General features: G+C 74.4%; 26 protein-coding genes. 22 read left to right on the forward strand and 4 right to left on the reverse strand.

The features are described from left to right. Positions 1–34 precede the first annotated feature (34 nt). Both mca and ABD979_RS06185 read left to right on the forward strand, forming a co-directional pair. The gene (gene mca / locus ABD979_RS06180; protein ID WP_345506571.1) at positions 35–1,072 is read left to right on the forward strand and encodes a mycothiol conjugate amidase Mca; all 1,038 of its coding nucleotides are present in this window, start codon (positions 35–37) and stop codon (positions 1,070–1,072) included. Further along, a complete protein-coding gene (locus tag ABD979_RS06185; RefSeq protein ID WP_345506572.1) occupies positions 1,069–1,362 on the forward strand; it encodes a hypothetical protein in 294 nt (97 codons plus the stop codon). The genes mca and ABD979_RS06185 overlap by 4 nt, the downstream gene beginning before the upstream one ends. A 95-nt stretch (positions 1,363–1,457) precedes the next feature. On the opposite strand, the gene trhA is transcribed toward ABD979_RS06185, so the two are convergent. Beyond that, positions 1,458–2,168, reverse strand: a complete 711-nt coding sequence (trhA, locus tag ABD979_RS06190) for a PAQR family membrane homeostasis protein TrhA (RefSeq protein WP_345506573.1) — start codon at positions 2,166–2,168, stop codon at positions 1,458–1,460. Positions 2,169–2,443: 275 nt separating this feature from the next. Between trhA and ABD979_RS06195 the strand changes: the two genes are divergently transcribed. From ABD979_RS06195 to ABD979_RS06220, 6 genes are all read left to right on the forward strand, one after another. After that, complete coding sequence (locus tag ABD979_RS06195; RefSeq protein ID WP_345506574.1) at positions 2,444–3,205, forward strand: isoprenyl transferase; 762 nt, start codon at positions 2,444–2,446, stop codon at positions 3,203–3,205. 141 nt (positions 3,206–3,346) lie between these two features. Beyond that, positions 3,347–4,330, forward strand: a complete 984-nt coding sequence (locus tag ABD979_RS06200) for a WXG100 family type VII secretion target (protein WP_345506575.1) — start codon at positions 3,347–3,349, stop codon at positions 4,328–4,330. Positions 4,331–4,443: 113 nt separating this feature from the next. After that, positions 4,444–5,103, forward strand: a complete 660-nt coding sequence (locus ABD979_RS06205; protein ID WP_345506576.1) for a hypothetical protein — start codon at positions 4,444–4,446, stop codon at positions 5,101–5,103. Then, positions 5,100–5,657 carry a hypothetical protein gene (locus ABD979_RS06210; RefSeq protein ID WP_345506577.1) on the forward strand — a complete coding sequence of 186 codons (558 nt, stop codon included), beginning with the start codon at positions 5,100–5,102 and terminating at the stop codon, positions 5,655–5,657. The genes ABD979_RS06205 and ABD979_RS06210 overlap by 4 nt, the downstream gene beginning before the upstream one ends. Before the next feature lie 463 nt (positions 5,658–6,120). Beyond that, positions 6,121–7,356, forward strand: a complete 1,236-nt coding sequence (phoH2, locus tag ABD979_RS06215; RefSeq protein ID WP_425583927.1) for an RNA 5'-3' helicase PhoH2 — start codon at positions 6,121–6,123, stop codon at positions 7,354–7,356. A gap of 299 nt (positions 7,357–7,655) precedes the next feature. Next, complete coding sequence (locus ABD979_RS06220) at positions 7,656–8,504, forward strand: aggregation-promoting factor C-terminal-like domain-containing protein (protein WP_345506579.1); 849 nt, start codon at positions 7,656–7,658, stop codon at positions 8,502–8,504. Positions 8,505–8,512: 8 nt separating this feature from the next. Here ABD979_RS06220 and coaA read toward each other — a convergent pair whose 3' ends face one another. Next, positions 8,513–9,529: a type I pantothenate kinase gene (gene coaA, locus ABD979_RS06225; protein WP_345506580.1), complete on the reverse strand. Its 1,017-nt coding sequence runs from the start codon at positions 9,527–9,529 to the stop codon at positions 8,513–8,515. Positions 9,530–9,591: 62 nt separating this feature from the next. Here coaA and glmS point away from each other — a divergent pair, with 62 nt between their 5' ends. The 9 genes from glmS to tsaD are packed head-to-tail and all read left to right on the forward strand — an operon-like array spanning position 9,592 to position 18,767. Further along, positions 9,592–11,451, forward strand: a complete 1,860-nt coding sequence (glmS, locus tag ABD979_RS06230) for a glutamine--fructose-6-phosphate transaminase (isomerizing) (protein WP_345506581.1) — start codon at positions 9,592–9,594, stop codon at positions 11,449–11,451. Between the two features lies 1 nt (position 11,452). After that, positions 11,453–11,803 (forward strand): holo-ACP synthase, encoded by a 351-nt coding sequence (locus ABD979_RS06235; protein WP_345506582.1) that lies wholly within the window; start codon positions 11,453–11,455, stop codon positions 11,801–11,803. Beyond that, positions 11,803–13,359 (forward strand): bifunctional ADP-dependent NAD(P)H-hydrate dehydratase/NAD(P)H-hydrate epimerase, encoded by a 1,557-nt coding sequence (locus tag ABD979_RS06240; RefSeq protein ID WP_345506583.1) that lies wholly within the window; start codon positions 11,803–11,805, stop codon positions 13,357–13,359. The genes ABD979_RS06235 and ABD979_RS06240 overlap by 1 nt, the downstream gene beginning before the upstream one ends. Positions 13,360–13,413: 54 nt before the next feature. Beyond that, positions 13,414–14,634, forward strand: coding sequence for an alanine racemase (gene alr, locus ABD979_RS06245; protein WP_345506584.1), 1,221 nt, complete (start codon positions 13,414–13,416; stop codon positions 14,632–14,634). Then, positions 14,631–15,965: an alpha/beta fold hydrolase gene (locus ABD979_RS06250; RefSeq protein WP_345506585.1), complete on the forward strand. Its 1,335-nt coding sequence runs from the start codon at positions 14,631–14,633 to the stop codon at positions 15,963–15,965. Before alr ends, ABD979_RS06250 begins: the two co-directional genes overlap by 4 nt. Then, entirely contained in the window at positions 15,962–16,429 is a 468-nt protein-coding gene (gene tsaE, locus ABD979_RS06255; protein ID WP_345506586.1) for a tRNA (adenosine(37)-N6)-threonylcarbamoyltransferase complex ATPase subunit type 1 TsaE, read from the forward strand. The genes ABD979_RS06250 and tsaE overlap by 4 nt, the downstream gene beginning before the upstream one ends. Before the next feature lie 60 nt (positions 16,430–16,489). Then, positions 16,490–17,203, forward strand: a complete 714-nt coding sequence (tsaB, locus tag ABD979_RS06260; protein ID WP_345506587.1) for a tRNA (adenosine(37)-N6)-threonylcarbamoyltransferase complex dimerization subunit type 1 TsaB — start codon at positions 16,490–16,492, stop codon at positions 17,201–17,203. Further along, positions 17,200–17,724 carry a ribosomal protein S18-alanine N-acetyltransferase gene (rimI, locus tag ABD979_RS06265; RefSeq protein ID WP_345506588.1) on the forward strand — a complete coding sequence of 175 codons (525 nt, stop codon included), beginning with the start codon at positions 17,200–17,202 and terminating at the stop codon, positions 17,722–17,724. Before tsaB ends, rimI begins: the two co-directional genes overlap by 4 nt. Continuing rightward, positions 17,721–18,767: a tRNA (adenosine(37)-N6)-threonylcarbamoyltransferase complex transferase subunit TsaD gene (tsaD, locus tag ABD979_RS06270; protein ID WP_345506589.1), complete on the forward strand. Its 1,047-nt coding sequence runs from the start codon at positions 17,721–17,723 to the stop codon at positions 18,765–18,767. Before rimI ends, tsaD begins: the two co-directional genes overlap by 4 nt. Here the strand turns inward: tsaD and ABD979_RS06275 are convergent. Next, positions 18,764–20,116, reverse strand: coding sequence for a glycoside hydrolase family 3 N-terminal domain-containing protein (locus ABD979_RS06275; protein WP_345506590.1), 1,353 nt, complete (start codon positions 20,114–20,116; stop codon positions 18,764–18,766). The two genes, tsaD and ABD979_RS06275, sit on opposite strands and share 4 nt — an antisense overlap. Before the next feature lie 53 nt (positions 20,117–20,169). On the opposite strand from ABD979_RS06275, the gene ABD979_RS06280 reads away from it, so the two are divergent. The 4 genes from ABD979_RS06280 to ABD979_RS06295 all read left to right on the forward strand — a co-directional run bounded on the left by ABD979_RS06280 (position 20,170) and on the right by ABD979_RS06295 (position 22,959). Further along, a complete protein-coding gene (locus tag ABD979_RS06280) occupies positions 20,170–21,237 on the forward strand; it encodes a nucleoside hydrolase (RefSeq protein WP_345506591.1) in 1,068 nt (355 codons plus the stop codon). Further along, the gene (locus ABD979_RS06285; protein ID WP_345506592.1) at positions 21,237–22,067 is read left to right on the forward strand and encodes a PfkB family carbohydrate kinase; all 831 of its coding nucleotides are present in this window, start codon (positions 21,237–21,239) and stop codon (positions 22,065–22,067) included. The genes ABD979_RS06280 and ABD979_RS06285 overlap by 1 nt, the downstream gene beginning before the upstream one ends. Before the next feature lie 80 nt (positions 22,068–22,147). Then, positions 22,148–22,477 carry an ArsR/SmtB family transcription factor gene (locus ABD979_RS06290; RefSeq protein WP_345506593.1) on the forward strand — a complete coding sequence of 110 codons (330 nt, stop codon included), beginning with the start codon at positions 22,148–22,150 and terminating at the stop codon, positions 22,475–22,477. Continuing rightward, complete coding sequence (locus ABD979_RS06295; protein ID WP_345506594.1) at positions 22,474–22,959, forward strand: SRPBCC family protein; 486 nt, start codon at positions 22,474–22,476, stop codon at positions 22,957–22,959. Before ABD979_RS06290 ends, ABD979_RS06295 begins: the two co-directional genes overlap by 4 nt. Before the next feature lie 102 nt (positions 22,960–23,061). Here ABD979_RS06295 and ABD979_RS06300 read toward each other — a convergent pair whose 3' ends face one another. Then, positions 23,062–24,303, reverse strand: a complete 1,242-nt coding sequence (locus ABD979_RS06300; RefSeq protein ID WP_345506595.1) for a class I SAM-dependent methyltransferase — start codon at positions 24,301–24,303, stop codon at positions 23,062–23,064. 213 nt (positions 24,304–24,516) lie between these two features. On the opposite strand from ABD979_RS06300, the gene groES reads away from it, so the two are divergent. Beyond that, positions 24,517–24,813, forward strand: coding sequence for a co-chaperone GroES (gene groES / locus ABD979_RS06305; protein ID WP_345506596.1), 297 nt, complete (start codon positions 24,517–24,519; stop codon positions 24,811–24,813). The last annotated feature ends 90 nt before the right edge of the window (positions 24,814–24,903 follow it).

The following is a 24,903-nucleotide window of genomic DNA, read 5'->3' on the forward strand; positions in this document are numbered from 1 at the left end:
GCCCCACCGACGACGCGAACGAACAGGGAGCCACGTGGCCGAGGGCATGCGGTTGATGGCGGTGCACGCGCACCCCGACGACGAGTCGAGCAAGGGCGCGGCCACGACGGCGAAGTACGTCGCCGAGGGCGCGTCGGTGATGGTCGTGTCGTGCACGGGTGGCGAGCGCGGCGACATCCTCAACGAGAAGCTCAAGGGCGACCCGCACATCCTGCGCGACATCGCGCAGGTGCGGCGCGACGAGATGAAGGCCGCACAGGACGTGCTCGGCTGCGAGCACACGTGGCTCGGCTTCGTCGACTCCGGCCTGCCCGAGGGAGACCCGCTGCCGCCGCTGCCCGACGGCTGCTTCGCCCTCGAGGACATCGACGTGACGACCGAGGCCCTCGTGCGCGTCATCCGCGCCTGGCGCCCGCACGTCATGACGACGTACGACGAGAAGGGTGGCTACCCCCACCCCGACCACATCATGTGCCACACGGTGTCGATGGCCGCCTTCGAGGCCGCCGGCGACCCGAGCCGCTACCCGCACGCCGGCGAGCCGTGGCAGCCGCTCAAGATCTACTACAACGGCGGGTGGAGCAAGCCGCGCCTCGAGGCGATCCACGACGCCATGCTCGCCGAGGGCCTCGAGAGCCCGTATGCCGAGTGGCTGGCCAACTGGAAGCCGCGCCGTTCGGGACGCCCGACGACGACGATCGCCTGCGCCGACCACTTCGAGACGCGTGACCGGGCGCTGCTCGCGCACGCCACGCAGGTCGACCCCGACGGGTTCTGGTTCCAGGTGCCGCTCGAGGTCCAGCGCCGCGTCTGGGGCGTCGAGGAGTTCGAGGCGGCCGTGACGTACGTGCCGCTCGCCGAGGGTGAGGACGACCTCTTCGCCGGGCTGGGCAGCCCCGAGGAGGCCGACGCGCTCGCGACGAGCACCGACCTGCGGATCGTCCACGACGGCCGCATCACCGAGGAGCCGGAGCCCGAGGAGCCGGAGTCCGAGGAGGCCCAGCGGCCCGAGCAGCACGGCGACAGCTCGGACACGCACGTCGACGAGGACGACACGGCGGCCCGGCGATGAGCGGCGGCGGCAACCTCCCGGTCGGCCCGGGCATCTGGGGCTTCGTGGCCTTCTTCGTGCTCGCGGTCGCCCTGTGGCTGCTCGTGCGCAACATGAACACGCGGCTGCGCCGGATGGCCTACCGCGACCGGGAGCGCGCCGAGCAGTTCGCGTCCGACGCCGACCCGACGGGCTCGGGTCAGCAGAACCCGCCCACTCGGCCCACCGAGTCCACCCAGTCCACCCAGTCCACCGAACCGACGACGCCGGCCGAGCCCACGGAGCCGACCGGCGAGGCGCCGCAGCCCTGAGACCGCGGCACCCGGCACCCGGCTTCCGGCCGACGACGACGAACGCCCCGACCGATCGGTCGGGGCGTTCGCGCGTGCAGCTGCGGGGACGGCGCTCAGGTGGCGACCTGGTAGCCGACCACGGCGAGCGCGACCGCGGCGAAGTGCGCGAGGAAGCCGCCGAGCGTGAAGGCGTGGAACACCTCGTGGAAGCCGAACCAGCGCGGCCACGGGTTGGGCTTCTTCGTGCCGTAGACGATGCCGCCGGCGGTGTAGAGCAGGCCGCCGATGCCGATGAGCGAGCCGATGAGCGGGCCGCCCTCGCGCCAGAACGGCACGACGTAGAAGACGGCGGTCCAGCCGAGCGCGATGTAGAGCGCCGTGTAGAGCCAGCGCGGGGCGCCGACCCAGAACACGCGGAAGAGCACGCCGGCCACGGCGCCGCCCCAGATGAGCGACAGCAGCAGCTTCGCCTGGTCGGCGGGGAGCAGGGTCACGGCGAACGGCGTGTAGGTGCCGGCGATGATGAGGTAGATGTTCGAGTGGTCGAAGCGCTTGAGCAGCGCCGACATCCGCGGGCCCCACGTGCCGCGGTGGTAGACGGCCGACACGCCGAAGAGCAGGGCGGCGCTCACGGTGAAGACGAGTGAGGCGGTGCGCACGGCTCCGGGGTCGGAGACGAGCACGAGGGCGAGGCCGCCGAGGACGGCGACCGGGAACATGCCGAGGTGGAGCCAGCCGCGCAGGCGGGGCTTGACGACGGCGACGAGGTCGGCGACGGGGCCTCCGCTCGAGGGCGTCGGCGTGCTCTGGGGGTCGGTGCTCATGGTCCCGAGTGTAACCTACGCAACCGTAAGTTACGCAGTCGTAGGTTACGGGGTCGGGGGCAGGTCGGGGGCGGGCCGGGGTGGGTCCGTGGGGCCCCGGTGACGGTCTGGTGCTTCTCCGGTGGAGGTCCTGGGCGGATCCGCGACTCGCCCGCCAGGGCCCCGCACGACCGCCGCGGCTGCGCGGATCGCGAGGGGTACGGTAAGGACCGCCGACCCGAGCGGGTCTGCCCTGTCCCGAGCGGCGTGGACGAGCGAGTCGACGAGGAGGCCCCGTGGGGTGGCGCGATGTGGTCTACGGCGCGTACGAGCGCCGGGTCCTCAAGGATCTGCCCCAGGAGTCGCTGCCGCGCCACGTCGCCGTCATGCTCGACGGCAACCGCCGCTGGGCCCGCGCGCGCGGTGCCGGCACCGCGAGCGGCCACCAGGCCGGGGCCGACAAGATCGAGGAGCTCCTCGGCTGGTGCCGGGAGGCGGGGGTCGAGTACGTCACCCTGTGGCTGCTCTCGACCGACAACCTGCGCCGGGAGCAGGAGGAGCTCGCGCCGCTGCTCAAGATCATCGAGACGGCCGTCTCCGACCTCGCCGACAGCGGCACCTGGCGCCTCACCATCGTCGGCGCCCTCGACCTGCTGCCCGCCGAGACGGCCGAGAGCCTGCGCCGCTCGGCGCAGCGCACGGCCGACGTCGACGGCATGACGGTCAACGTGGCGGTCGGCTACGGCGGGCGGCGCGAGATCGCCGACGCCGTGCGCGACCTGCTCCTCGAGCGCGCCGCAGCGGGGGAGTCGATCGAGCAGATCGCGGCCGGGCTGACGGCGGAGGACATCGCCGGCCACCTCTACACCAAGGGGCAGCCCGACCCCGACCTCGTGATCCGCACCTCGGGCGAGCAGCGCCTCGGTGGGTTCCTGCTCTGGCAGAGCGCGACGTCGGAGTTCTACTTCTGCGAGGCCTACTGGCCCGACTTCCGGCACGTCGACTTCCTCCGCGCGCTGCGGGCGTATGCCGGCCGGCACCGTCGGTTCGGCGGCTGAGCGCGCGTCCGGGGCGGGGTGGGGAGTGCTCCCCATTGTCCGGTTCGGGCGGGCCACGTAGGTTCTCGGGAGGCAAGGGCACCGGCCGTGTGGGCGCGGGGGTGCGGTCCGTCGTTCCGCCGACATCAGGGGAGAGCAGAGATGGCGATCTACAAGAAGGGTGCCGACCCGGTGGCGCTGCGCGCGTCGGCCGACCGGATCACCGGTCACGCCCGCGAGTGCGACACCGTCAAGGGTGAGGCGAGCCGTGCCGTGCACGCGCTCAAGGGCCAGTGGGGTGGCGCGGACCTCGACCACCTGATGAACCGCTGGCCCCCGGTCGAGGCGCAGCTGACGCAGTTCGGCTCCGACCTCGGCAAGCTCGCCGAGGCGCTGCGGCGCAATGCCGGCGCGCAGGACACCACGAGCGGCCAGGGCGGCACCGGCCCGGGCCTGCCGCAGGGGCCGGGCCTGCCCGGGATGCCGGGCACCCCCGGCCAGCCGGGAGGGCCCTCGAACCTCGGCGGCGGTGGCGGCGACGACGGCACGTCGCCGCTCGACGGCATCGCCAACGCCATGACGATCTTCGGCATGCCGAGCCTGCTCGCCCAGACGGCGGCCTTCGGGTCGGTGTTCTCCCGCTCGCAGGGCGCGCTCATGAGCGGCCGCTACCTGTCGAACATCACCGAGATGATGCGGGTCGGCGACAGCATGATGGACGTATTCCCGGGCGCCTCGCGCTTCGCCGCCGGCGCCAACCTCTTCGCGGACGCCTGGGACATGAAGGGGCTCTCGGGCCTCTTCGCCGAGGGCAGCGCGGCCGGCAACGCCGTCGGCAGGTTCGGCGTGCTCGGCCCGGTGGGCATCGGCCTCAGCGCCGCCCAGCTCGGCGTCTCCATCGCCGAGGGCGACACCGAGGGCATCATCACGAACGGCCTGAGCACGGGCCTCGCCGCGGGCGCGGTCTTCGCCCCGCCGCCGATCAACATCGCCTGCGGCGTGGCGGGCCTCGGGGTCGCGGCCTACCAGAACATCCCGGCGGTGCACGACGCCGTCAACGCCGTGGGCGAGGGCATCGCCGACGTCGCCGGTGACATCGGCGACGCCGCCTCCGACGCCTGGGACTCCGTCACGAGCATCTTCTGACCCGCCACGCCCCGGCCGCCGGTCCACCACCGTCGCCGGGTCGGGCGCGCACGACACGGGCCGGCACGACAAGATGGGTGCCGTGCCACAGGGACCGATGAAGGAGCACCTCAATGTCCATTGCCACTGACCCGTTGGCGGGCTCGGACCTCGCGCGCGTGCCGCTGCCCGACGACGTGTACGGATTCGGCTGGGCCGAGATCCGCTACCTGCTCGGCCGGCACGCGACCGAGAGCTCGCGGATGACGGTCGCCTCGCTCGGCTTCGACGCCGCACCGACCGACGAGCTCGTCGGCGCCGCGGGCGTGGCGTCACTGCTCGCGCGCGGGCTCGCGCAGCCGGAGGGCGACCACGCGGTGAGCCGCGGCGAGGCGGCCGTGCTCGAGACCGTCTTCGCCCGCGCGAAGCGCTGGAGCGGCATCAGCGTGCGCGACGGCGACACGGGCGACCTCATGGTCGTCATCGAGGACGGCGACATCATCGCGCTCCTGCAGCCGCGCAGCCTCGGCACGTGGTTCGTCGGCCTGACCGACGCCGTCGACCGGCCCGCCGAGGTGCTCGCGCGCGCGGTCGAGCAGCTGCGTGCCGCGCACGGCAGCACGTCGCGGTTCGCCATCGAGACGCGCACCCTCGAGGGCAGCGTCGGCACCCGCTACTTCCGCCCCGACGACTCGGGCTGGACCGTCGCCGACGAGCGCGACGCGCAGCCGCGACCGGTGGTCGACGGCCTCGAGCGCGAGCTCGCGCAGCTGCTGCCCGGAGCACCCGCGTGAGCGCGCCCACCCCTCCGCCGAGCGCGGGTGCGCGGCCGAGCGACCCGCCGCCGTATGCGTGGCTCGACGACCCCGCCCAGCCCTTCGGTCCCGTGGGGATCCGCACGACGGTCGTCATCGGCTCGGCGCTCGGCGCGATGGGCCTCTTCGGCCTGGCCTTCGGGCTCTTCGGCGGTGACCAGGGCCGGGCCGCCCGGCTCGGCGTCGGCATCGTCTTCGTGCTCATCGGCGCCGTCGTGGTCCGGATGGGCACGGCCCGCCGGGCCTGGCGCACCCGCAACCCCGGCGTCGACCCGCTCGCGGCGGCCGTCGAGTCCGGCGCGAACGTCGGCAGCGCGTTCGGCGACCAGTCGCGGGTCGGCCGCGTCGGGCGCTGGCTCCTCGTCGCGGTCTGCGCGTTCGTGACGATCGTCATGGCGCTGGCCCTGCGGCGCGCCGTGACGGGGGAGACCCCGACGAGCGCGGGCGCGATGGTCGTCATCGTGCTGCTCGGGCTCTTCGCCGCCGTCATCGGCGTCATGGCGGCCGTGCGCACCCGCCCGCCCCGCGGCTGACCCGGCCCCGCACCCGCTCGCCGGGCGCCGGGACCGCGCCCGACCGCATACGGCATCGGGTGACGGCCTCGTGTCGCGGAGGTGTCGGCACCGGCGCCCCCCGCGACGTGGGGGTGAACACCTCGGCGACACGAGCCCGCGACACGCGTCAATGCGTGTCGTCGCGGCGCGGCGGTCGTACCGTCGTCTCAGCGGACGGCACCCGCCGGACGCTGCCAGGAGGCCCACCCATGGAGCATTCGCTCAGGACGGAGGGCCGGGCACGACGCCACCCTCTGGTGGTCGCCCGGCACCTCGGGAGCGAGTAGGCGCGCGCAGGCCGCGCGCCGGTCAGGGAGTGGGAATGGCTGGACAGGGAACGGGCTCGCCCGACACCGCCACGGGGACGACCACACGCGCGCGCACGCCGGAGACCAAGACCTACGTGCTCGACACGTCGGTGCTCCTCTCCGACCCGCGGGCCATGCTCCGGTTCGCCGAGCACGAGGTCGTCCTGCCGGTCGTCGTCGTCACCGAGCTCGAGGGCAAGCGCCACCACCCCGAGCTCGGCTACTTCGCCCGCCAGGCGCTGCGCCTGCTCGACGACCTGCGGGTCAGCGAGGGGCGCCTCGACAAGCCGGTCGCGGTCGGCGCCGACGGCGGAACGCTGCGGGTCGAGCTCAACCACACCGACCCGTCCGCCCTGCCGGCCGGCTTCCGTCTCGGCGACAACGACACCCGCATCCTCGCGGTCGCGCGCAACCTCGCGAACGAGGGCGCCGACGTGACGGTCGTCAGCAAGGACCTGCCGATGCGGGTCAAGGCGTCGGCGTGCGGGCTCGAGGCGGAGGAGTACCGCGCCGAGCAGGGCGTCGACTCGGGCTGGACCGGGCTGCACGAGCTCGAGGTCTCCTCGGAGGAGCTCGACCAGCTCTACGACCGGGGACGTATCGAGCACGCCGGCGCGGCCGAGCTGCCGTGCCACACGGGTCTCGTCCTGCTCTCGCCGCGGGGAAGCGGTCTGGGGCGGGTCGGGGCCGACAAGCAGATCCGGCTCGTGCGCGGCGACCGCGACGCGTTCGGCCTGCACGGCCGCAGCGCCGAGCAGCGCATCGCGCTCGACCTGCTGCTCGACCCCGACGTGGGCATCGTCAGCCTCGGCGGCCGGGCCGGCACGGGCAAGTCGGCGCTCGCGCTGTGCGCCGGCCTCGAGTCGGTGATGGAGCGCCGGGTGCAGCGCAAGGTCCTCGTCTTCCGCCCGCTCTTCGCCGTCGGCGGCCAGGAGCTCGGCTACCTGCCCGGCACCGAGGCCGAGAAGATGAACCCGTGGGGCCAGGCGGTCTTCGACACCCTCAGCGCGCTCGTCTCGACCGAGGTCGTCGAGGAGGTCATGGACCGGGGGCTGCTCGAGGTGCTGCCCCTCACGCACATCCGGGGGCGCTCGCTCCACGACGCCTTCGTCATCGTCGACGAGGCGCAGTCGCTCGAGCGCAACGTGCTGCTCACCGTCCTGTCGCGCATCGGCCAGAACAGCAAGGTCGTGCTGACCCACGACGTCGCCCAGCGCGACAACCTCCGGGTCGGGCGCCACGACGGGGTCGCGGCGGTCATCGAGAAGCTCAAGGGCCACCCGCTCTTCGCGCACGTCACGCTGACGCGGAGCGAGCGCAGCCCGATCGCCGCGCTCGTGACCGACCTGCTCGAGGGCCTCGAGGTGTGACCTGATCCACGTCACGTCGGCTCCCCGGGCACGCGCGGCCCGGGGAGCCGATGCGTTTCGTCCGCTTTGCGGCGGCCGGGTCCACCCCGGGCGCGGGCCGCGATTTGCCCTCGGCTAGTTTCTGCTGGCACGGTGGAGGCAAAGATCTCGGAATGATAACGGCGTTTCGCTGCGACGCGGAGAGGCCGACCGGGGTCGACCTCCCCTTGTACCGTCCGGGCGCCGCCCGTCGTGGGCCCCGCCCGTGACGACCTGAGCCCGGCACTGCCCCGAGACCCAGGAAGGCGTGACGACCCGCCATGGCACGCTACGAAGGCCGGCACCGCAACCCGGCCCCCGCAGTCCCGCCGCGCCGGCGCACCGCCGCCGTCGGCGTCAGCAGCGCCAGCAGCGCCACCGGCGACGGCACCGCCCGGCGCAGCTCCCGGCACGAGTCGGGCCATGCGAGCCACCAGCACCACTCGAGCACGCGCAAGCGTGTCGTCCGGCCCGTCGTCGCGGGTGCGCTGGCCATCGCCATGGGCGCGTCCGGCTTCGCGTACGCGAAGGCCAACGACCTGATCGGCGCCGACTCGGCGGCCTTCGTCGTCGGCTCGGGCGTCGCCGCGCAGACCGACGAGATGGCCCGCGCCGCCACGGTCGACACGACCTACCGCGCGGCCGCCTCGGTCTCGCGCAACGAGCGCCGCACCGCGATCGCCGCCGGCGGCGTGCGCACCGCCAAGGAGCTCGAGGCCAAGAAGAAGAAGGCGGCCGCCGAGCAGGCCGAGAAGGCACGCGAGAAGGCCGCCGCGGCCGCCCGCGAGAAGGAGCGCCAGCGCGTCATCGACAACGCGAAGGACGACCCGAAGTCCGCCGCGCGCCTGCTCATGGTCGACCAGGGATGGAGCAGCGACGCGCAGTACAACTGCCTCGTCAACCTCTGGACGGGCGAGAGCGACTGGCGCTGGTCGGCGGAGAACCCGAGCTCGGGCGCCTACGGCATCCCGCAGTCGCTGCCGGCCCGCAAGATGGCCCAGTTCGGCGACGACTACCGCACCAACCCGCTGACCCAGATCAAGTGGGGCCTCTGGTACATCAAGATGTCCTACGGCAACCCGTGCAACGCCTGGTCGACGTGGCAGGCGCGCTCGCCCCACTGGTACTGAGGTCCGCCTCAGATCTTCCGCAGCCGCACCGACCGCACGGCGTGGTTGTCACCCTTGGAGAGCACGAGGCTCGCGCGGGACCGCGTCGGCAGGATGTTCTCGACGAGGTTGGGCCCGTTGATCTCGCGCCAGATCCGGTTCGCCGTGGCGACGGCCTCCTCGTCGGAGAGCACGGCATACCGGTGGAAGTAGGAGTCCGGGTCGGAGAACGCCGTCTCGCGCAGCCGCAGGAACCGCTCGACGTACCACTTGCGCACGTCGTCGACCCACGCGTCGACGTAGACGGAGAAGTCGAAGAAGTCGCTGACGGCGAGGCCCGTGCCGCGCACCGGGTGCACCTCCGGCGCCTGCAGGACGTTGAGGCCCTCGACGATGAGCACGTCGGGCTGGCGCACGACGATGCGCTCGCCCGGCACGATGTCGTAGGTCAGGTGTGAGTAGACCGGCGCCGACACCTCGGGCTTGCCCGACTTGATCTCGGCGACGAAGCGCAGCAGCGAGATCCGGTCGTAGGACTCGGGGAAACCCTTGCGCTGCAGCAGGCCGCGGCGCTCGAGCTCGGCGTTCGGCCAGAGGAAGCCGTCGGTCGTCACGAGCGCGACGCGGGGCGTGTCGGGCCAGCGGGCGAGCATCTCGCGCAGGATGCGGGCCGTCGTCGACTTGCCGACCGCGACCGAGCCGGCCACGCCGATGACGAAGGGCGTGCGCGCCGGGCGCTCGCCGAGGAAGTCGCTCGTCACCTGGTGCAGCTGGCGGGTCGCGCCGACGTAGAAGTTGAGCAGGCGCGAGAGCGGGAGGTAGACCTCCTCGACCTCCCTGAGGTCGATGCGGTCACCGAGCCCGCGCAGGCGCGCGAGGTCGGCGTCGTCGAGGTTGAGGGGGTGGTTCTCGCGCAACCGGGACCACGCGGCCCGGTCGAACTCGACGTAGGGCGACGGGAGGGAGGCGCTGCTGCCGCTGCTGGTGCCGCCGCCGCTCGCCTCGTTCCCGCCGGGTCCGCTGGTGGGCTCCGACACGGGCGCCATTCTTGCGGACGCGGGGCCCGCCGTGGCGCAGGGGCCCCACGCGGTCCCCTAGGCTGGCCCTCATGTGTGGAATCGTGGGATACGTCGGGCGCACGAACGACGGGACGGCACTCGACGTCGTCATGGAGGGCCTCGCCCGCCTCGAGTACCGCGGCTACGACTCGGCCGGCGTGGCGCTGCTCGACGGCGACCACGTCGAGACCCGCAAGAAGTCGGGCAAGCTCGCGAACCTGACGGCCGAGCTCGAGGCCGACCCGCTGCCGTCGTCGACGACCGGCATCGGCCACACCCGCTGGGCCACGCACGGCGGGCCCACCGACCAGAACGCGCACCCGCACCGCGGCGGCGAGGACGGCAAGCTCGCCCTCATCCACAACGGCATCATCGAGAACTTCCACGCCCTCAAGCAGGGCCTGCTCGCCGAGGGTGTCACCTTCACGAGCGAGACCGACACCGAGGTCGTCGCGCACCTCGTGGCCCGCGCCTACGAGGCGGAGGGCGACCTCACCGCCGCGATGCGCCGGGTCGTGGCCGACCTCGAGGGTGCCTTCACGCTCCTCGCGATCCACGCCGACCAGCCCGGCGTCGTCGTCGGTGCCCGGCGCAACAGCCCCCTCGTCGTGGGCCTCGGTGACGACGCGAACTACCTCGGCTCCGACGTCGCCGCCTTCATCGGCCACACCCGCCACGCGCTCGAGCTCGCGCAGGACCAGATCGTCACGATCACCCCGGACGGCGCCAGCGTCGTCAACTTCGACGGCACGCCCGCCGAGGGCACGGCGTACGAGGTGACGTGGGACGCCGCCGCCGCCGAGAAGGGTGGCTTCGCGACCTTCATGGAGAAGGAGATCCACGACCAGCCGCACGCCGTCGCCGACACGCTCCTCGGCCGCACCGACATCGACGGCCGGCTCGTGCTCGACGAGATGAGCATCTCCGAGGAGCAGCTGAAGGCCGTCGACCGGATCACCATCGTCGCCTGCGGCACCGCCGCGTATGCCGGCATGGTCGCCAAGTACGCCATCGAGCACTGGACGCGCATCCCCGTCGAGGTCGCCCTCGCGCACGAGTTCCGCTACTGCGACCCCATCGTGGGCGGGCGGACCCTCGTCGTGTCGATCAGCCAGTCGGGCGAGACGATGGACACCCTGATGGCCGTGAAGCACGCCCGCGAGCTCGGTGCCCTCACGGTGTCGGTCTGCAACACGCACGGCTCGACGATCCCGCGCGAGTCCGACGCGGTGCTCTACACGCACGCCGGCCCCGAGATCGCCGTCGCCTCGACGAAGGCCTTCCTCGCCCAGATCACCGCCTGCTACGTGCTCGGCCTCTACCTGGCCCAGCTGCGTGGCGGCTCGTTCGCCGACGACGCGCAGTCGGTGATGAAGGAGCTCGGTGGGGTCCCGGCGAAGATCGAGGCGCTGCTCGGCCAGATGGACCGCGTCAAGGAGATCGCGGGCTTCATGGCCGACACGCGCTCGGTGCTCTTCCTCGGCCGCCACGTCGGCTACCCGATCGCCATGGAGGGCGCGCTCAAGCTCAAGGAGCTCGCCTACATCCACGCCGAGGGCTTCGCCGCCGGCGAGCTGAAGCACGGCCCCATCGCCCTCATCGAGCCCGGCCAGCCGGTCTTCGTCGTGGTGCCCTCGCCGACGAGCGAGCACGGCCTGCACGGCAAGGTCGTCAGCAACATCCAGGAGATCCGCGCGCGCGGCGCCCGCACCCTCGTCATCGCCGAGGAGGGCGACGAGGCCGTGGTGCCCTTCGCCGACGAGGTCATCCGCGTGCCCGCGACCTCGCCGCTGCTCGCGCCGCTGCTGACCGTCGTGCCGCTGCAGGTCTTCGCGCTGTGGCTCTCGACGGCCAAGGGCCTCGACGTCGACCAGCCGCGCAACCTCGCCAAGTCGGTCACGGTCGAGTGACGTGATCGTCGGGGTCGGCATCGACGTGGTCGACATCGCGCGCTTCGAGCAGACGCTCGAGCGCACGCCGGCGCTGCGCGAGCGCCTCTTCACTCCCGAGGAGCGCGGTCTCGGGATCGCCTCCCTCGCAGCGCGATTCGCTGCCAAGGAGGCGCTCGCCAAGGCGCTCGGCGCGCCGGTCGGGCTGCACTGGACCGACGCGCGCGTCATCACGAACGAGGACGGGCGCCCGTTCCTCGAGATGGGGGGCACCGTGCAGGCCCGTGCCAACGACCTCGGTGTCGACTCGCTCCACCTGTCCCTGTCGCACGACGCCGGGGTGGCGTCGGCCGTCGTCATCGCGGAGGGCTGATGATCCGCGCCCACTCCGTCGAGACCGTGCGAGCCGCCGAGGCGGCCGCCATGGCCGAGCTGCCCGAGGGTGAGCTCATGGCGCGCGCCGCGCGCGGGCTCGCCGACGTGGCCACCGCACGCCTCACCGACAGCGGGGGCACGACGGTCGTCGGCCTCGTGGGTGCGGGCGACAACGGCGGCGACACCCTGTATGCCGTCGCCCACCTCGCCGAGGCCGGGTACGCCTGCGCCGTGGTGCTCCTGCCGGCAGCCGGTCGCGACGGCGTGCACGCCGGAGGGCTCGAGGCCGCCGACGGTGCCGGGGTCATGGTCCACCTCGTCGCGGAGGGCCCCGAGGCGCTCGCCCAGGTCGTGGCCGAGGCCGACCTCGTGCTCGACGGCATCGTCGGCATCGGCGGACGCCCCGGCCTGCGGCCCGAGGCGGCGCGGCTCGTCGACGCCGTCGACGACGACGCGTGGGTCCTCGCCGTCGACCTCGCGAGCGGGCTCGACCCGGCGGGGGAGTCCGGTGAGGACGACGCCGTGTGGGCCGACGAGACGGTCACCTTCGGCACCCCCAAGCCCGTGCACCTGCTGCCCGCGGGCGAGGCGGCCACCGGACGACTCACCGTGGTCGACATCGGCATCGAGGTCGACGAGGTGCCCGCCGCCGTCGAGCGCCTCGAGTGGGACGACGTCGCCGCGCTCTGGCCGGTGCCCGGCCGCGGTGACGACAAGTACTCGCGCGGAGTGCTCGGCCTCGTCGCCGGCAGCGAGGCCTACCCCGGCGCGGCGGTGCTCGGCGCGACCGCCGCGGCCGAGGCAGGGGTGGGCATGCTCCGCCTCGTCGCCACCCCGACGCCCGTCGGGCTCGTCCACCAGGCCGTGCCCGAGGCGGTCGTCGGCGACGGCCGCGTGCAGGCGTGGGCCGTCGGTCCGGGGCTCGACACCGAGGCGACCGACGCCGACGCGGTCGCCCAGCTCGACGTCGCGCGCGCGGCGCTCGGGAGCGAGCTGCCCGTCGTCGTCGACGCGGGCGGCCTGGCGCTCGTCGCGGGCCGGCGCGAGGCGCCGACCGTGCTGACGCCGCACGCCGGCGAGCTCGCCCGGCTGCTGACCCGCCTCGGGACCACCGGCGGGCAGCGGGGCTCCGGCTCGGCCTCGTCGAGCCCGGCCGCCGACGAGCTGCCAGCGGGTCGTCCCGTCACGGCCGACGACGTCAGGGCCGACCCGCTCGGCCACGCACGCCGGCTCGCCGCGCTCACCGGGGCGACCGTGCTGCTCAAGGGCGCCACCACCCTCGTCGTCACCGAGGGCCACGCGGTGCGCTCGCAGGCCGACGCGCCGCCGTGGCTCGCGACGGCCGGTGCCGGTGACGTGCTGACCGGGATCGTCGGCACGCTGCTCGCCTCCGGCCTCGAGCCCCACGACGCGGCCGCGCTGGGCGCCCTCGTGCACGGCGTCACCGCCGACCGGGTGTCGAACGGCGGCCCGCTGCGGGCACTCGCGGTCGCCCACGGCATCCGTCCGACGGTGCGCGACCTGCTCGCGCGAGGACGCTCTGCGCCGGCCTGACCGTCGGCGCGCCCTGCCCCCGAGACCACCCTCACGACCTGCGAGACTGCACAGATGAGCGAGACCGACGCCACCGAGCCGGCCGTGCCGACCCCGCACGAGCCGGCCACGCTCGAGTCGGCCACGCTCGGCCGCACGGTCTGGGCCGAGATCGACCTCGCCGCCCTCGAGGCCAACGTGCGCACCCTGCGTGAGCGGGCCTCCGGCTCCGAGTTCATGGCGGTCGTCAAGGCGGACGCCTACGGCCACGGCCTGCTCCCGGTCGCGCGCGCCGCGCTGCGGGCCGGCGCGACCTGGCTCGGCGTGGCCCAGCTGCCCGAGGCCGTGGCGCTGCGCGATGCCGGCATCACGGCCCGGCTGCTCACCTGGCTGAGCGTGCCGGGCACCGACTTCGCCGCGGCCGTGGCGCGTGACATCGACCTCTCGGCGTCGGCACCGTGGGTGCTCGACGAGATCGCCGCGGCGGCCCGCTCGCTCGGCCGCACGGCCCGCGTGCACCTCAAGGTCGACACCGGCCTCGGCCGCGGCGGCGCCTACGGGCAGGACTGGACCACGCTCGTGCGCCACGCCCGGCCGCTCGAGGCCGAGGGCGCCGTGCAGGTCGTCGGCATCTGGACGCACTTCGCGCACGCCGACTCGCCCGAGCACCCGACGGTGCTCGCGCAGCAGGAGCGCTTCTTCGAGGCGGTCGCCGAGGCGGAGCGGGCCGGCTGCCGGCCCGAGGTGCGCCACCTCGCGAACTCCGCCGCCACGCTCGTGCACCCCTCCGCGCACGCCGACCTCGTGCGCCCCGGGATCGCGATGTACGGCCTCACGCCCGTGCCGCAGCTCGACGACGACTTCGGGCTGCGGCCGGTCATGACCCTGCGGGCGCGCCTCGCCCTCGTCAAGGGGCTGCCGGCCGGGCAGGGCGTCAGCTACGGGCACGCCTACGTGCCCGCCACCGACACCGTGGTCGGCCTCGTGCCGGCCGGGTATGCCGATGGCGTGCCCCGCGACGCGACGAACGTCGGCCCGCTCCTCGTCGACGGCCGGCGCACGACGATCGCCGGCCGGGTCTGCATGGACCAGTTCGTCGTCGACCTCGGTGCCGGGTCGGGCGCGAGCGCCGGCGACGTGGTCACCCTCTTCGGCGGCGCGCCCGGCGAGCCCACGGCCCAGGACTGGGCCGACGCGACCGGCACGATCAGCTACGAGATCGTCACCCGGCTCGGCGCCCGCGTGCCCCGGCTGCACCTCGGTGCGCCGGACGCCGACGCGAAGGCCGGTGCATGAGCTCGCGGCGCAACCCGGTCATCGGCATCGCCGCCGCCACCCTCGGGGTCGCGGCCGGCGTGGCTGCCGGCATCGCCGCCGACCGCGCCGGCAAGCACCGCGCGGCGATGGCCGCCCTCGAGACCCCCGAGCTGCTCGACATCACGCCCGACGAGGAGCGTGTCGTGCTCACCGACGACGGGGTCGCGCTCCACGTGGAGATCGACCTGCCCGACCCCGGGGCCGCCCGCGTGGCGGCCGACGGCTCGACGCGCCACGGCCGGCCCGACGAGCTGCCGACCGTCGTGCTGACGCACGGCTACTGCCTCAGCCTGCGCTGCTGGGTCTACCAGCGGCGGGCCCTCAAGGAGGCCGGCTACCGCGTCGTCAGCTGGGACCAGCGCGGCCACGGCCAGTCGGGCCGGGGCGCGCGCGACAGCTACACGATCGACCGGCTCGGCCAGGACCTGCACGCCGTGGTCGCGCAGGTGGTGCCCGAGGGCGACCTCGTGCTCGTCGGGCACTCGATGGGCGGCATGACGATGCTCGCGCTCGGCGAGCTGGACCCGGTGCTCGTCGTGGAGCGGGTGGTCGGTGCCGCGTTCGTCGCGACGAGCGCGGGCGGGCTCATGCTCGCCAACGGCGGTCGCGTCGCCACGATGGGCCGGCTCATGCTCGAGCGCCTCGGGCCGGGGGTGCTCGGCTCGCTCAGCCACCGCCCCGAGCTCTTCGGCCGGATGCGTCGGGTGGCCCGGGACCTCGAGCACTTCCTCGTCGAGCAGAACTCGTTCGCCTCACCGGTGCCGCGCTCGGTCGTGCGCTACACCTCCGACATCCTCCTCGGCACGCCGCTCGACGTCGTCAACGACTACCTGATGACCTTCGACGGCTTCGACAAGCGTCCGGCCCTGCTCGAGTACCGGCACGCGGTCGTGCTCGTCTTCAACGGCCGTGACGACGTGCTCACGCCGCCGGCGCACAGCGAGCTCATCGTCGAGGGCATCCCCGGTGCGGAGCACATCGTCGTCAACGACGCCGGGCACGTCATCATGCTCGAGCACCCCGAGCTGCTCGACGCGCACCTCGTGCAGCTCGTCGACCAGTCGGCCCGGGCCCGGGCCGAGCAGATCGAGGTCTCGACCCAGCCGCGCGTGCGCCGCGTCGTCACCGACGTCGCGAAGAACCGTCGCCAGCGCCGCCTCGAGAGCGAGGCCGCCGAGCTCGCCCGCGCGGGTCGGGGCGCGAGGCGCGGCACGAGCGCCAGGGGCTCCGGCGACTCCGAGCCCGCGAAGTCCGCGAAGGCCGGGAAGGGCGGGAAGGGCGATGCTGCCGAGCGGAGGACGGGGACGTGAGCGTCGAGCGGGTCGTCAGGTGGGCGACGCCGGACGAGACGCAGGACTTCGGCCGGAGGCTCGGGGCGCTGCTGCGCGGCGGTGACGTGCTCGTGCTGACCGGCGACCTCGGAGCGGGCAAGACGACGCTGACCCAGGGCATCGCCGAGGGTCTGGGCGTGCGCGGTCCGATCACCTCACCGACCTTCGTCATCGCCCGGGTGCACCCCTCGCTCGTCGACGGGCCCGCGCTCGTGCACGTCGACGCCTACCGCCTCGGCAGCGCGATCGAGCTCGACGACCTCGACCTCGACGCCGACCTCGACGCGAGCGTCACCGTCGTCGAGTGGGGCGCCGGTCTCGCCGAGCAGCTGAGCGAGTCGCGTCTCGAGCTGACGATCGTGGGCGAGGACGTGCGCACCGCGCGCCTCGTCGGGGTGGGCCCCCGCTGGGGCGCGGTGCTCGACGCGGTCGCGCCCCTCTGAGCCGTCGCGCCGGTCGGCGGCGGTGGTGGGGCGTCGCCGTCCCTCGGATAGCCTGACCGCGTGCTCCTGCTCGCGATCGACACGTCGACGACCGCCATCACCGTCGCCCTGCACGACGGCAGCTCGGTGGTCGCCGAGGAGACGACCCTCGACGCCCGTGCGCACGCCGAGCACCTCGCTCCCGGCATCCGGGCCGTGCTCGACACGGTGGGCGCCGAGCCGGGAGACGTCACCGACGTCGTCGCCGGCATCGGGCCCGGGCCCTTCACGGGGCTGCGCGTCGGCATCGTCACGGCCCGCACGTATGCCTTCGCGCTCGGGGTGCCCGTGCGTGGCCTGACGAGCCCCGACGCGATCGCCCACGAGGCGTGGCGCTCCGGGCGGCGCGGCGACCTCCTCGTGGCCACCGACGCGCGCCGCAAGGAGGTCTACGCCGCCGCCTACGCGCTCGACGACGACGGCGCGGTGCGCACCCTCGACCCCTTCGTGGCGCGGGCGGCCGACCTGCTCCCTGACCTGCGTGAGCTGCCCACGGCAGGTCGCGGCCCTTCCCTCTACCCCGACAGCCTCCCGCACGGGGTCGGCCCGCTCGACGTCGGCGCCGGGGCGCTCGCCGACCTCGCCGTGCGCCGGCTCGCGGCCACACCCCGCCAGGCCGGGGTCGAGCTCCAGCAGGTCGACCCCGGTGCGGGCTTCGACGGCCTCGAGCCGCTCTACCTGCGCCGGCCCGACGCGGCGCCCGCCCCGCCGAGCGCGAAGTCGACGCTCGGATGACCGTCGCCCCGGGACCCCGCGTCGACTCGGCGCCCGCGTCCGCCGTGTCGCCCGGGTCCGCCGTGACGCTGCGCGAGCTCGAGTGGACCGACCTCGCCGTCCTCGCCGGGCTCGAGCAGCTGCTCTTCGCCGACGACGCGTGGTCGGAGGCGACGTGGTGGGCCGAGCTCGCCGGTCGCCCCCGGCGCGACTACGTCGTGGCGCAGGCGCCCGACGGCACGATCGCCGGGTATGCCGGCCTCGACGTCGCGGGCGACGTGGCCGACGTCATGACCATCGCGACGGTGCCCGCCCACCGCGGCCGCGGCCTCGGTCGGGTGCTGCTCGGTGAGCTGCTGCGGCGGGCCCGCGGGCACGGGGCCGAGGCCGTCATGCTCGAGGTGCGCGCCGACAACGCCGCCGCCCGCCGGCTCTACGAGAGCGCCGGCTTCGAGGTCGTCTCGGTGCGGCGCCGCTACTACCAACCGGGAGACGTCGACGCCCTCGTGCTGCGTCTCCACGTCACGGAGGGAGACGCATGAGCGACGAGCCACTCGTCCTCGGCATCGAGACGTCCTGCGACGAGACCGGGGTCGGCATCGTGCACGGCCAGACGCTCCTCGTCGACACGGTCGCGAGCAGCGTCGAGGAGCACGCCCGCTTCGGCGGGGTCGTGCCGGAGGTCGCGAGCCGGGCCCACCTCGAGGCCATGGTGCCGACGATCGAGCGGGCCTGCCGCGAGGCCGGGGTGGCGCTGCGCGACCTCGACGCGATCTCGGTGACCTCGGGCCCGGGACTCGCCGGCGCGCTGCTCGTCGGCGTTGCCTCGGCCAAGGCGCTCGCCGTGGCGCTCGGCAAGCCGCTCTACGGCGTCAACCACCTGGCCTCGCACGTCGCCGTCGACATCGTCGAGCACGGTCCCCTGCCCGAGCCGACGATGGCGATGCTCGTGTCGGGCGGCCACTCCTCGCTGCTGCTCGTGCCCGACGTGACGAACGACGTGCGCTCGCTCGGCGCGACGATGGACGACGCCGCCGGGGAGGCCTTCGACAAGGTCGCCCGTGTGCTCGGTCTGCCCTTTCCGGGTGGGCCACACGTGGATCGTGCTGCGCGAGAGGGCAATCGGATCGCCATCGACTTCCCGCGCGGCCTGACGACGGGTCGCGACATGGAGCGACACCGGTTCGACTTCTCGTTCTCGGGGCTCAAGACGGCCGTGGCGCGCTGGGTCGAGACGCGGCAGCGGGCCGGCGAGAGCGTGCCCGTCGCCGACGTCGCCGCGAGCTTCCAGGAGGCCGTCGTCGACGTGCTGACCCGCAAGGCCCTGCTCGCGTGCAAGGAGCACGACGTCGACCACCTCCTCATCGGCGGTGGGGTCGCGGCGAACTCGCGCCTGCGGGCGCTCGCCGAGGAGCGTTGCGCCAAGGCCGGCGTCACCCTGCGCGTGCCGCGGCCCGGGCTGTGCACCGACAACGGCGCCATGGTCGCCGCGCTCGGCGCGCAGATGGTCGCCAAGGGCCGCGAGCCGAGCGACCTCGGGCTCCCGACGGACTCGTCCATGCCGGTCACCCTCGTGCAGGCCTAGGAGCAGCGGGCGAGGCCCATCCGCAGCTTGAGGTCGACGACCCGGGTCGTGGCGGCCTCGACCTTCGCGGCGAAGGCCGGGTCGGCCGCCATCTTCTCGGTGATGGCCTCGTGCATCGTCGGGACGGTGCTGGGGCGCGCCGTGAGCGTGATGTCGCCACCGGCCGCGATGAAGCGCGTGGCGCGCTGGCCCACGGGCACGTCCGCCACGGCCTTCGCGGCGCCGACGTCGTCGGTGATGACGACCCCGTCGTAGGAGAGCCGGTCGCGCAGGAGGTCGGTGACGATCGCCCGCGAGAAGGGGGCGTTCGTGCCCGGGTCGATGCGGCTGTAGACGGCCGAGCCGACCATGACGAGCTCGACGCCGTCCTGGATGCCGGTGCGGAAGGGTTCGAGGTAGGGGTCGTCGACCGTCGTTCGGCGGTCGGTGATGCCGCTGGCCGTGACGTCGGTGTTGCCGGTGACCCGGCCGATGCCGGGGAAGTGCTTGACGGTCGAGGCGATCCCGCCGGCCCGCATGCCGGCGACGAAGGCCCCGACCATCCGGGCCACCCGCTCGGGGTCGCTCGAGAACTGGCGGTCGTACTGCCCGATCGGGCCGTTGGCCCGCCCGAGGGACGCGGGGACGGTGTCGGCGACGGGGGCGAGGTTGACGTTGACGCCCGCCGCCCGCAGCTGCCCCGCCCAGCGAGTGGCGTCCGCGGTGAGCGCGGTGGCCGACCCCTGGCCCTGGGCGGTGGCGGACGGCATCCGGCTGAAGCCGTCGCCGCGCAGCTGCTGCACGGCGCCGCCCTCCTGGTCGACGGCCAGGAGCATGCCGAGACCGGCCGTGTCCTTCGCCGACGCGAGCGAGGCCAGGTGCCGGGTCGTGGCGCGCACCCGGTCGACCCCGTCGCCCCAGCCGCCGAGGAGGATGACGCCGCCGAGGTGGCGTCTCGCGACGAGGGCGTCGAGGCTGGTGCGGCTCGCGCCGGCGTCGAGCCCGACCATGAGCAGCTGACCGGCCCGCTCGCCGGCGTCCATGCGGGCCACGATCGCGGGCGCGCACGAGGTCGGGGTCGACCCTGTGGGGGTGCCCGTGGGCGTGCCCGTGGCGTTCCCCGTCGGGGTGCTGCTCGCGCTGTCCGACGACGTCGGCACCGATGTCGGCACCGACGTCGGCACCGAGCTCGGCCCCGACGAGGCCGGCGTCGTCGGGCCCGCGCTGGTGCCGGCCCAGCCGGAGGCCGCACCGGTGGCGCCGCCCGGTGACGGCGCGGACGAGCAGGCGGCGGTGAGAGCCGTGGCGGCGACGAGGGTCACGAGCCGGAGGCGGGTCGGGGGACGGCGTCGACGGGGCTGCACACGCATCGCTCGAGCGTATCCCGGGCGGCTGGGCGCGACCGCCCGGTACCGTGCCCGCTGTGACGACCGACCCGATCGCAGCCTCCACCCCCGCACCCAGCCCCGCACCGGCCCCCGCACCGAAGGCCACCGACGGCCCGCCGCTGCGTCCGGTGCCCGTCGTGCTCGACGTCGACACCGGCGTCGACGACGCGTGCGCGCTCCTGCTCGCCGCGCTGCACCCGGGCCTCGACCTGCGCGCCGTGACCTGCGTCGGTGGCAACGCCCCCGTCGACGACGTCGTGCGCAACACCCTGCTCGTGCTCGAGACGGCCGGGCGGGCGGACGTGCCGGTCGCGCGCGGCGCCGACCGCCCCCTCCTCGAGCGACCGGTCGACGCCCGGCACGTGCACGGCGAGGACGGCATGGGCGAGCTCGGCTGGGGGCCGGCCGCCCACGACCCCGACCCGCGACACGCCGTCGAGCTGCTCCGCGACGTCTGTCGCGAGGCGGCGCGGGCGGGCCGGCCCGTCACCCTCGTGCCGCTGGCGCCGCTGACGAACATCGCGCTGCTGCTGCGCACGTATCCCGATGTGGCGCAGGGCATCTCACGCATCATCTTCATGGGCGGGGCGGCGAACGTCGGCAACGCGACGGCGTCGGCGGAGTTCAACGTCTTCCACGACCCGGAGGCCGCGGCCATCGTGCTCGACGCCGCCGCCGACCTCGGCATCGCGGTGACGATGTACGGCCTCGACGTCTTCTACGAGCCGGTCGTCGACCGGGCGCTCGCCGCCGAGCTCGTCGCCGTCGGAGGACGCGGCCCGGCCGAGCTGGGCGGGCGCCTGCTCGAGTTCCAGCACGAGCGCTTCGCCCGCGAGGCGTCGACCATCGGCGACGCCGGCGCCGTCTGCGCCGTGCTCGCCCCCGAGGGCCTGACGACGCAGAGCCTGCCGCTCCGCGTCGAGCTGGCCGGCGCGTGGTCGCGCGGACGCACCATCGTCGACCGGCGGGACTGGACCGGAGACATGGCGCACGACCCGCACGGCGAGGCCCCGGTGCGCATCGAGGTCGCCCTCGAGGTCGACGGGGAGCGCTACGCGCGGCTCTGGGCCGACACGCTCCTCGGCGCGGGGGAGCGGTCCTGATGGGGCGCGTCGCCGTGCTCGGCTCGCTCAACGTCGACGTCGTCACCCTCGTCGAGCGGCACCCGCTGCCCGGCGAGACGCTGCTCGGCGAGGACGGCGGCCGGTTCGCCGGCGGGAAGGGCGGCAACCAGGCCGCGGCCGCCGCCCGGGCGGGGGCCGACGTCGCGATGCTCGCGCGCGTCGGCGACGACGGGCCCGGGCGCGCCTACGTCGAGCGGCTCCGGCGGCTCGGCATCGACACCTCCGACGTGTCCACGAGCCCGGGCGCCCCCACGGGCACCGCCTACATCACCGTCGACGAGGAGGGCGAGAACGCCATCATCGTCGTGGCGGGGGCGAACGGTGAGCGCGACGAGTCGCTCGTGGCGGCCGCCGGGCGGCTCGGCACGGGCGATGTGCTGCTCTGCTCGCTCGAGGTCCACCTCGACACGGTGGCGGCCGCCTGCCGCGCCGCCGCCGCAGCGGGAGCCACCGTCGTCGTCAACCTCGCCCCGTATGCCGTGCTCCCTCCCGACGTGGTCGCGCTCGCCGACCCCGTGGTGGTCAACGAGTCGGAGATGCGCGAGCTCGCCGACTCCGACCTCGTGCCGGGGTCGCTGCTCGTGACCTTCGGGGCGGCCGGGGCCCGCTGGGGGCTCGACGGCGTCGACGGCATACCCGTGGCGAAGCGCGACCTCGGCGACACCGTGGGTGCCGGTGACGCCTTCTGCGGCGCGCTCGCAGCGGCCCTCGCGACCGGTGCGGACCGCCGGGGCGCGCTCGAGGCCGCCAACGTGGCCGGTGCGGCCGCGGTGCACTGGGTCGGGGCCCAGCCGGACGCCGCGCTCTGAGCGACGGCCCTGCCGCGGCAGCGGGTGCCGCGCCGACGCGTACCTTGCTCGTTACGTAACGTGCGAGTTACGCTTCTGGGATGAACGGCACCTGGGAGGCGTTGGCCGACCCCACCCGGCGGAGCATCGTCGAGCACCTCGCGAGCGGGGAGCTGACGGCCGGCGAGGTCGCGGCGCGGTTCGACGCGTCCCGGCCCGGCATCTCGCGGCACCTGCGGGTGCTGCGGGAGGCCGGGGTCGTCGAGGCGCAGGAGCGGGGGCGCCAGCGCGTCTACCGCCTCGCGCCGGCCGCGCTCGACGAGCTCGAGCAGTGGTGCCGCGACGTCCGCATGTTCTGGGGGCAGCGCCTCGACGCCCTCGACACCGAGATCGCCCGCGGCGCGCGGGCCAGGCGACAGGAGCAGGCATGAGCGAGCTGACCGAGGTGCTGGGCCGCATCGAGCGCGACGGCGAGGGGGTGGCCGCGGTCTTCGACCGCCGTTACGCGACCTCGCCCGACGACCTGTGGTCGGCCTGCACCGAACCCGAGCGGCTGGCGCGGTGGTTCGCGCCGGTGACCGGAGACCTGCGCCCCGGGGGCGCCTTCACGATCCACTTCGACGACGCCGACACCCCGTCGTGCCGGGTCGTCTCGTGCGAGCGGCCCACCCGCCTCGTCTGGGAGTGGCCCGTCGGCGGCGCGGTGACCCTCGTGACGGTGGAGGTCGGTGCCGAGGGCGACGGGGCGCGGCTGCGGCTGCGGCACGAGCGCCTCGGCGCCGGGCAGGCAGCGGGGTATGCCGCGGGCTGGGACACCTACGTGCGCCGCCTCGAGGCCGACCTCGCCGGCGCCGCCCTGCCCGACTGGGACGAGACGTGGATCGCGCTCCACGAGCGCTACCGCCGGGCCTGACCCCGGCCGGTGGAGCGTGCTCGGTCCGGCGGAGTGGCCTCGGTCCGGTGGAAGATCGCCGGACCGGGCACGGATCACCGGACCGGGACCAGGTGACCGGCCTCAGGCGGCAGCGACGACGAGGGCGACCTGGCCGCCGCCGACCCGGGTCAGCACGAGGGTCGCCTCGGAGCCGCCCCGGCCCCTCCCGGTCATCTTCAGCTGCCGGCGCAGCTGGTCGGCGTCGAGGGTGACGCCGCGCTTCTTGATCGTCACGCGGTCGTGGCCGTGGTCGCGCAGCCACCGGGCGAGGTGCTTCGTCGAGAGCGGCATGGCCTCGATCACGCGGTAGCGCCGGGCCCACGCGACCTCGTGCGCCGCTCGGCTGCTCACGTAGCCGACGCCTCCCGCGAGCTCCGCGCCCTCGACGGCACCGACGAGGGCCCCGGTGAGCCCGGCCCGGATGACGGCCCGGTCGGGCTCGTAGAGCCACTCGCCCACCTCGGTGACCGAGCCGAGGGGCGGCCGGCGCGTGCCCTCCTCGGCGTCGGCCTCGGTCACGAGCTGGGTCGACGCCTCGGTCGCGACCGCGGCCGTGCGTCCCGGCGTCGTCGCGAGCGGCCCCCACCAGACCGCGCACTCGAGGACCTCGCCGTTCCACGAGGTCCACTGCGCCTCGGTGCCCGGCGGCAGCGCGCGGTGCGGGAAGGCGGGGGAGAGCTTGGCCCCGGTGGCCGGCACCCGGGCGGCGAAGGCCTGCACCTGCTGCCACGACGGGGAGATCGCGTCGAGGGAGAAGACGCGCTTCGTGCGGCCGCTGATGTCGGCCACCCCGCTCACGCGGCGGGCGGGGTCGAGCCACAGCCCGAGCTGGCTGGACCCCGCGCCGTCGGGGAGGCGTACGTCCTCTGCGAGCCCGTGGGTGACGCGGGCGGAGGGCCAGTGCCGCAGGTTGACGGCCGCGACGCGCGCGGTCACGTCGTCGGCGTCGACCGCGTGGACGGTGAGGTCGAGGCCGGCGAGCGCCATGGCGTCGGAGCCGACCCCGCACCCGAGGTCGTGGACCTCACGGATGCCGGCGGCGGCGTACCGGTGCGCGTGGCGGGCCGCGACGGGCAGGCGGGTGGCCTGCTCGAGGCCGTCGGGGGTGAAGAGCATGCCGGCGGCGAACTCGCCGAACTTGTCGGTGGCGCGCGCCCGCAGGCGCGACTGCGTGAGGGCTGCGGCCACGAGGTCGGCGGCGAAGCCGGCCTCGCGGAGCCGTCCCTGCAGCCGGAGCGAGGCCGCCTCGTCGTAGGGCGGCAGCGACTGGAGCAGGGCCCATCCCTCGCCCGCGGACAGGCGGTCGACCATCGCGGCGTCCATGACGCCATCCTCGCAGCCTCGCGCTGGGGACGAGTATTGGCACTCGACTTGACCGAGTGCTAACGGCAAACCTAGATTTGCTCGTGTTGGCACTCTCGTACCGAAAGTGCCAGCGCCCTCCTCGAGGGCGGTCGACCCCCGCGACGGCGGCCAGCCTCGAAGAGCCCCAGTCCGTAGTTCCATTCCGACTGTCCCGAAGGGAAGGTCACCACCGTGTCGGTTTCCATCAAGCCGCTCGAAGACCGCATCGTCGTCAAGTCCCTCGAGGCCGAGCAGACCACCGCGTCCGGCCTCGTCATCCCGGACACGGCCAAGGAGAAGCCCCAGGAGGGCGAGGTCCTCGCCGTCGGTCCCGGCCGCTTCAACGAGAACGGCTCGGAGCGCGTGCCGCTCGACGTCAAGGTCGGCGACAAGGTCATCTACAGCAAGTACGGCGGCACCGAGGTCAAGTACGGCGGCGAGGAGTACCTCATCCTCTCCGCGCGCGACGTCCTCGCGATCGTCGGCTGACCCAGCCGTATGCCGTGAACGCACCCCGGTGAGCCCCGCTGGGGCCTCGCCGGGGTGCGTCTCGTTTGACCCGGGTCCTGCCCGGAAGAC

Source organism: Terrabacter aeriphilus (genome assembly GCF_039542985.1).
Classification (GTDB): Bacteria; Actinomycetota; Actinomycetes; order Actinomycetales; family Dermatophilaceae; genus Terrabacter; species Terrabacter aeriphilus.